The organism is Limnobacter olei (genome assembly GCF_029087225.1).
In the GTDB taxonomy this organism is placed as follows: domain Bacteria; phylum Pseudomonadota; class Gammaproteobacteria; order Burkholderiales; family Burkholderiaceae_B; genus Limnobacter; species Limnobacter olei.
In genome coordinates, this window is record NZ_JARFJD010000005.1 from 171,695 (window position 1) to 178,225 (window position 6,531).

The 6,531-nt window shown below is 52.8% G+C and carries 5 protein-coding genes; 3 read left to right on the top strand and 2 right to left on the bottom strand.

Going from position 1 to position 6,531, the window contains the following annotated elements:
* Nucleotides 1-14 precede the first annotated feature (14 nt).
* Both PY990_RS04775 and polA read right to left on the bottom strand, forming a co-directional pair.
* Entirely contained in the window at nucleotides 15-920 is a 906-nt protein-coding gene (locus PY990_RS04775; protein WP_275270637.1) for a dienelactone hydrolase family protein, read from the bottom strand.
* Nucleotides 921-947: 27 nt separating this feature from the next.
* Complete coding sequence (polA, locus tag PY990_RS04780; RefSeq protein ID WP_275270638.1) at nucleotides 948-3,731, bottom strand: DNA polymerase I; 2,784 nt, start codon at nucleotides 3,729-3,731, stop codon at nucleotides 948-950.
* Here polA and PY990_RS04785 point away from each other — a divergent pair, their 5' ends adjacent.
* Genes PY990_RS04785 through PY990_RS04795 form a run of 3 tightly spaced genes read left to right on the top strand, consistent with a single transcriptional unit; the run spans nucleotide 3,732 to nucleotide 6,296 of the window.
* Nucleotides 3,732-4,469: an LOG family protein gene (locus tag PY990_RS04785; RefSeq protein ID WP_275270639.1), complete on the top strand. Its 738-nt coding sequence runs from the start codon at nucleotides 3,732-3,734 to the stop codon at nucleotides 4,467-4,469.
* Nucleotides 4,470-4,526: 57 nt separating this feature from the next.
* Nucleotides 4,527-5,489, top strand: coding sequence for a homoserine kinase (locus PY990_RS04790; RefSeq protein ID WP_275270640.1), 963 nt, complete (start codon nucleotides 4,527-4,529; stop codon nucleotides 5,487-5,489).
* 12 nt (nucleotides 5,490-5,501) lie between these two features.
* The gene (locus PY990_RS04795) at nucleotides 5,502-6,296 is read left to right on the top strand and encodes a BPSS1780 family membrane protein (protein ID WP_275270641.1); all 795 of its coding nucleotides are present in this window, start codon (nucleotides 5,502-5,504) and stop codon (nucleotides 6,294-6,296) included.
* The last annotated feature ends 235 nt before the right edge of the window (nucleotides 6,297-6,531 follow it).

Sequence of the window (6,531 nt, forward strand, 5' to 3'; positions counted from 1 at the left end):
GGATTGGTCCGAGATTAGATCAGGTTCTTGCCCCGCAAGAACTCAAGGGCCTGATTGTACGCCTGTTTCGCCGCGGCGGAATTATAGGTAGGGCGATAATCAGCGTGGAAACCGTGCTGAGCCTTGTCAAATACCGTGATGCTGCTGGCTTTGGCATTGGGGTTACCGCTGGCTGCAACCAAAGCCTGTCTCATTTGTTCAACCGTGTCCAAGGGAATGGAGCTGTCTTCAGAACCATACAAACCCAAAACCGGGGCTTTCAACTGCGCGGCCACATCCACTGGATGCCGAGGCGTCAGTTCGGTTTTCGCCCCTACGAGACGACCATACCAGGCCACTCCGGCTTTCACGGCTGGCTGATGGGCTGCGTACAGCCAGGTAATTCGCCCACCCCAACAAAAGCCGGTTACCGCCAGTTTTTTTACATCAGCACCCTCGGTGCCAGCAAATTCAACACACTTGTCCAAATCAGCCATCACCTGTTTGTCGTCCATTTTGGCGATGACGTTTTCCAGAATGGCGGCCACTGTGGCGTATTGCCCGGGCTCGGAATGGCGAAAGAAAATTTCCGGGGCCAAGGCATAAAAACCCGCCTGTGCAAAACGCCGGCAAACATCTTCCAGATACGCATGAACGCCAAAAATTTCAGGCACCACCAAAATGACAGGTGCATTTTTCTTGCCTTTTGGATAAGCACGGTATGCAAACATGTCATCGTCGCCCACATCCACAAACACGCGACCTTCTTCAAGACCATCGCTAGGTGTGGTAATGGCTTGGGCCAACACGGGCGATGCAGCCACCGCAAAGCCACCAACCGTGAAACCCTTCAGCAAGGTGCGGCGACTCATGGGCAGTTTGCCACCACCAGTCAGCGCTTCCAGGTGTTCCTGATTTTCCTTGTTCTTGATATCGCTCATGCCTTGCTCCTGTTTGCTGCTGAAGTTTTAATGCGCCTCTTCCCAGTTGCTGCCCACACCGCAACCCACTTCCAGCGGGACCCGCAGCTTGGCCACCTGCGTCATGATTTCAGGCACGCGCTTTTGAATCAATTCGAGTTCACCCTTGGGCACTTCGAAAATGACTTCGTCATGCACCTGCATGATCATCTTTGTGTTTAGTTTTTCTGCCTTCAACCATGCTGACAATTCCACCATGGCCATTTTGATCAGGTCGGCCGAAGTACCTTGCATGGGCGCATTGATCGCGGCCCGTTCTGCACCTGCCCTGCGTGGGCCGTTTGGGCTTTTGATTTCAGGCAGCCACAGGCGTCGCCCAAAAACGGTTTGTACAAAGCCGTCTTCCTTGGCTTGGGCGCGCACATTGTCCATAAATTTCGCCACACCGGGATAGCGGGCAAAGTAACGGTCAATATAAAGTTTGGCAGCTTCTCGGGTAATGCCCAGATTGCCAGCCAAGCCAAAGGCGCTCATGCCATAAATAAGACCGAAGTTAATCACCTTCGCTGTGCGCCGATGATCTGATGTGACCTCGTTCAAACCCACGCCAAAAATTTCGGACGCAGTGGCACTGTGAATATCCAACCCTTCATTGAAGGCGTGAATCAATGCTTCATCGCCTGAAATGTGGGCCATGATGCGCAACTCGATTTGTGAATAATCGGCCGAAACCAGCACACAGCCGGGTGCTGCAATAAAGGCCTCTCGCACCCGGCGACCCTCTGCGGTACGTACAGGAATGTTTTGCAAGTTGGGATCATTGCTGGCGAGGCGACCGGTAACTGCCACGGCTTGCGCATAGTTGGTGTGCACACGCCCTGTGCGCGCATTGACCATGCGAGGCAATTTGTCGGTGTAAGTGCTTTTCAGTTTTGCAAGCGATCGGTGTTCCAGCAACTTCGCGGGCAGGGGGTAATCTTCTGCCAGTTTGCTTAATACTTCTTCATCGGTCGAAGGTGCTCCGCTGGCAGTTTTCTTCACCACAGGCAAACCCAGTTTGTCGAACAGCAACTCGCCAATTTGTTTGGGTGAATTCAGGTTAAAACTACCGCCTGCCAATTCAAAGGCTTGCTCTTCAATCAACTTCAGCTTGTCGGCAATTTCAGCGCTTTGAGCTTCAAGCTTGTCGGAATCGATTAATACACCGTTGCGCTCCACTTCGAACAGCACCTGCCCGAAAGGCAACTCCACATCGCGGTACAGCTTGGCAAGTTCTGGCACCTTGTCGAGTTCGGCTTTCAAGGTGTGGGCCAGGCGCAAGGTGACTTCCGCGTCTTCGGCAGCGTACTTGGTGGCAGTGTCGATAGGCACTTGGTCAAAGGTAATTTGACTGGCACCCTTGCCTGCCACTTCTTCATACTTGATAGTGTTGTAGTTCAACCAGCGCAGGGCCAAGGCATCCATGCCGTGGGGCTTGTGGGCCTCTAGAATGTAGCTGGCCAGCATGGTGTCTTCAAACAGACCCTTCACCCACACGTCGTGATTGGCCATCACGTGCAAGTCGTACTTGGCGTTCTGGGCAATTTTGAGCGAATCGGAGTCTTCGAACCAGGGCTTCAGGAATGCCAGCACCTCGGCCAATGGCAATTGTGGCTCGGCAGTCAAATCTTGGTGCGTCAGTGGAATGTAATAGCCCACACCTGGTTTCACTGAAAATGAAAGACCCACAATGCGCGCATTCATGGGTTCCAGCGAATCAGTTTCAGTGTCAAAAGCCACCGGCGTTTTGCTGGCCGCAGCAGCTTTCAATTCCACCAACAAAGTGTCAAGCTGTGCCTGGGTTTGAACGCAAATGGTTTCAATCGAATCCACAGCCTGTGTAGGCGCATCAAACAGGCTCATTGAACTGCCATCGGGCGGACCATCCACTTTCGGCGCAGCTGCAAACTCATCCTCACCCACGCCGCCCAGAGCGCGGAACCAGGTCTTGAATTCGAAACGCTGAAACAGTTGCTTCAACGCTTCTTTGTTTTCAGCATTTGCCTTCAGTTGCTCTTCAATGTGGCGGCGCAACTCAAACTCGCAATCTGTTTTGATGGTGACCAGGGTTTTGCCTGTGGGCAACCAGTCCAGCGCTTTTTGAAGGTTCTCGCCCACTTTGCCGCCAATTTTGTCGGCATTGGCCACCACGCCATCCAGGGTCTTGTACTCCGCCAGCCACTTCGCAGCGGTTTTTGGCCCCACCTTTTCCACACCTGGCACGTTGTCCACGGTGTCGCCCACCAGCGTCAGGTAATCAACAATTTGTTCCGGGTACACACCGAACTTTTCAAACACGGCGTCCCGAGTCATGACCGCATTTTTCATGGTGTCCACCAAGCGAACCTTGTCATTCACCAGTTGGGCCATGTCTTTGTCGCCCGTGGACACAATCACCTCATCAAAGCCCTGCTCAAGCGCCACTTGAGCCAAGGTACCAATCACATCGTCCGCCTCAATACCAGGCTCCATCACGATGGGCCAACCCATGGCCCTAGTCACTTCATGAATGTGAGGGATCTGAGCGGCAAGGTCTTCGGGCATGCTGGCCCTGTTCGCCTTGTATTCGGGGTAAATGTCGTCACGAAAGGTTTTACCCGGCGCATCGAACACACAGGCGATACAATTGGAGGTGATATCGTCAGTGTTGTAATCTGCACGCAGGCGTCGAAGCATGTTAACCATGCCATAAATGGCACCCGTGGGCTCGCCTGCGCGGTTTCGCAAATCGGGCATGGCATGAAAGGCACGGTACAGGTAGCTCGACCCATCAACCAGGAGTAATCGCTTCATATGACAACCAAAAATAAGAATATTCCGACATTGCGCCACCTACCCTCCAAAGAACAATCCACCGCAGTGAAGGCCAGAGAATCGTGGCATGTGTTGGGAATTATGGCAGAGTTCATCGAGGCGACTGAGAAGCTGTCAGCAATTCGCCCTTCAGTGTCCATCTTTGGCAGCGCCCGGACCCCAGTGGATCACCCCTACTACGCGCTGACTGAGAACATCGCGCGAGCACTGTCTGACTCAGGTTTTGCGGTAATCAGTGGTGGTGGGCCCGGTATTATGGAAGCTGCCAACAAAGGGGCCTATGCGGGCGAATCGCCCAGCGTGGGTTTGAATATTGAACTGCCGTTCGAGCAAAGCGGTAATGCATACCAGAATATTTCCCTGACTTTTCGCCACTTTTTTGCTCGCAAAGTAGCCTTTGCAAAGTACGCCAGTGCCTATGTCGTAATGCCAGGCGGATTCGGTACGCTTGATGAAATGTTTGAGGCCCTCACGCTGATACAAACCAACAAAGGCAGGCGTATTCCCATTATTTTGGTGGGCTCCAAGTTCTGGGCGGGCCTGATTGATTGGGTGAAAAGCCATTTGTTGGGCGAGGGAATGATCAGCCCTAGCGACATGGACCTGTTTGAAGTGGTTGAAACACCTGAGGAGGTGCTGAAATGCATATTCCACTTCTACGAAAAACGCACCTTCAATCCATCAGACAGTGAAACAGAGAAGCTGTTGGACTTATAAAGCAGGGGCAAACACAGGTAAAATCCGGGGTGCTCACGACCCTACTCAGGACTTTGAATGGCTGTTTTTACGCGCATTACCCAAACAGAACTGCAACAATGGCTGCAAGGCCGGGATTGTGGTGAACTGCTTTCATTTGAAGGCATTGAGTCGGGCATTGAGAACACCAATTACTTTGTAAATACCACCACAGGCCGCTTTGTTCTAACCCTGTTTGAAAAACTGAAGGCAGAGGACTTGCCGTTTTACCTGGGCCTCATGAAACATTTGGCCAAAAAGGGCCTGGCCGTACCCGGTCCGATTCCCAATGGTCAAGGTGAATTGTTCAACGCGCTCAACGGCAAGCCTGCTACATTGGTGAATTGCCTCAGCGGCAAATCTGTCGAGCACCCCAACGCCATTCAATGCCGAGAAATCGGAAAGTTTTGTGCACAAGCGCATCTTGCTGTGGCTGATTTTCCGGGCAATACGCCCAACCCCCGTGGGCTGGCATGGATTGAAAGTGCGATGAATGCTCTCGATTCGCACCTACCAGCCTCTGTTCGTGAACTGTTGCACAGCGAAGTGAACCACCAAAAAGCCGTGGCTGAAAGGCATGCCTATAAAATACTGCCGAAAGGGGCAGTGCACGCGGACTTGTTTCGCGACAATGCCCTGATGCAAGGCGACGAACTTGGCGGCGTGATCGATTTTTATTTTGCTGGCGTCGATACATTTCTGTTCGACCTCGCAGTGACCGCGAACGACTGGTGTATCCAGCTGTCTACCGGAGAATTGAATCCTGAATTGCTTGGCGCCCTGCTTGACGGTTATCAATCTGAACGCCCACTGAGTGTGCATGAGTGCGAACTTTGGCAAGACATGCTGCGCGCCGCGGGGCTTCGCTTCTGGACCTCCAGACTTTACGATTTTTACATGCCACGCGAGGCAGAAGTGCTGAACGTGAAAGACCCCAAACATTTTGAACGCGTATTGCTTGCCCGCAGGCAGGGAATACCGCTTGCCCCTCAACCGAATTAAGGAAGTTAACAATTGGCCAACTACGTACATACTTGCCCACCCAGTGCGGGATGGGATTGGCTGATGCAGGGCTTGCAGCTTTTCCGCAGTAAGCCAGGTGAAATGTTCCTGTTCGGCAACACTTATCTGTTCATTATTCTTTTCATTGGAATCCTGATTCCGTTTATCGGTGCCGCGGCAGTGGCCATTGCATCGCCTGCCTTGGGCTTTGGCATCATGCTGGCTGGCAAAATGGGCCAAAAAGGCTTGCGGGTCAGCCCCAGTGTTTTGTTCAATGCCTTTAATCAAGACAACAGAAAGCACCTGCAATCTCTGTTGATTTTGGGAGCAATTTACACCGCGTGTTTTGCATTGATCCGGCTACTTGCGCACCTTGTTCTTGGGGCGCAGCCCACCGTGTCAATTGAAGATCTCCAAAAGGCCGATGCAGCCACCAGTGCCGCCTTCATGGAGTACATGGTGCTTTACACGATTTTTATTGGCATCACCAGTATTCCAGTACTGTTGGCTTTCTGGTTCGCACCGGTGTTGGTGGTTTGGCACAATATGAAACCCATGCAGGCCCTGTTTTCTAGCTGGGTCGCGGTGTGGCGAAACAAGGGCAGCTTTCTGATTTACGGCATGGGCTGGCTTATTTTGGGCTTGGGTTTTTCATCGGTGTTTGTCGTTTTGTTCACCATGCTGGGTTTGCCCGCCGCGTTTGTGAGTGCGCTGAACATGATGTGCGTGGCGCTGGTCATGGCAGTGTCGCTATGTACCTTCTACCCAAGCTACAAAGCAGTGTTTGAGCACGATCCAACCGCGTGACCGGTCTGGACTGCAGCCTCTCGGCGCTTGTTAACTGCCCTATCGGCTTGGGTTCCGATCTCTCGCCAGAAAACCTGTTTCTCCCTTGCTGAGCCTCGCGATGCCTGAGAACGACCCTCCTAAACTACGGGTCGGGTCCGTTCTCTGTCGCCCATATTGGGCGACACCGGCCCTGCTCGGCACGCCAGGGCAGGTTTTCTTGAAGGCGAGGCGATCGAAACACCGCCGCCGACTG

Bases quoted from the DNA above. Each gene is read 5' to 3' on its own strand.
- polA (WP_275270638.1), bottom strand. From the start codon at position 3,731: ATGAAGCGATTACTCCTGGTTGATGGGTCGAGCTACCTGTACCGTGCC.
- PY990_RS04785 (WP_275270639.1), top strand. From the start codon at position 3,732: ATGACAACCAAAAATAAGAATATTCCGACATTGCGCCACCTACCCTCC.
- PY990_RS04790 (WP_275270640.1), top strand. From the start codon at position 4,527: ATGGCTGTTTTTACGCGCATTACCCAAACAGAACTGCAACAATGGCTG.
- PY990_RS04775 (WP_275270637.1), bottom strand. From the start codon at position 920: ATGAGCGATATCAAGAACAAGGAAAATCAGGAACACCTGGAAGCGCTG.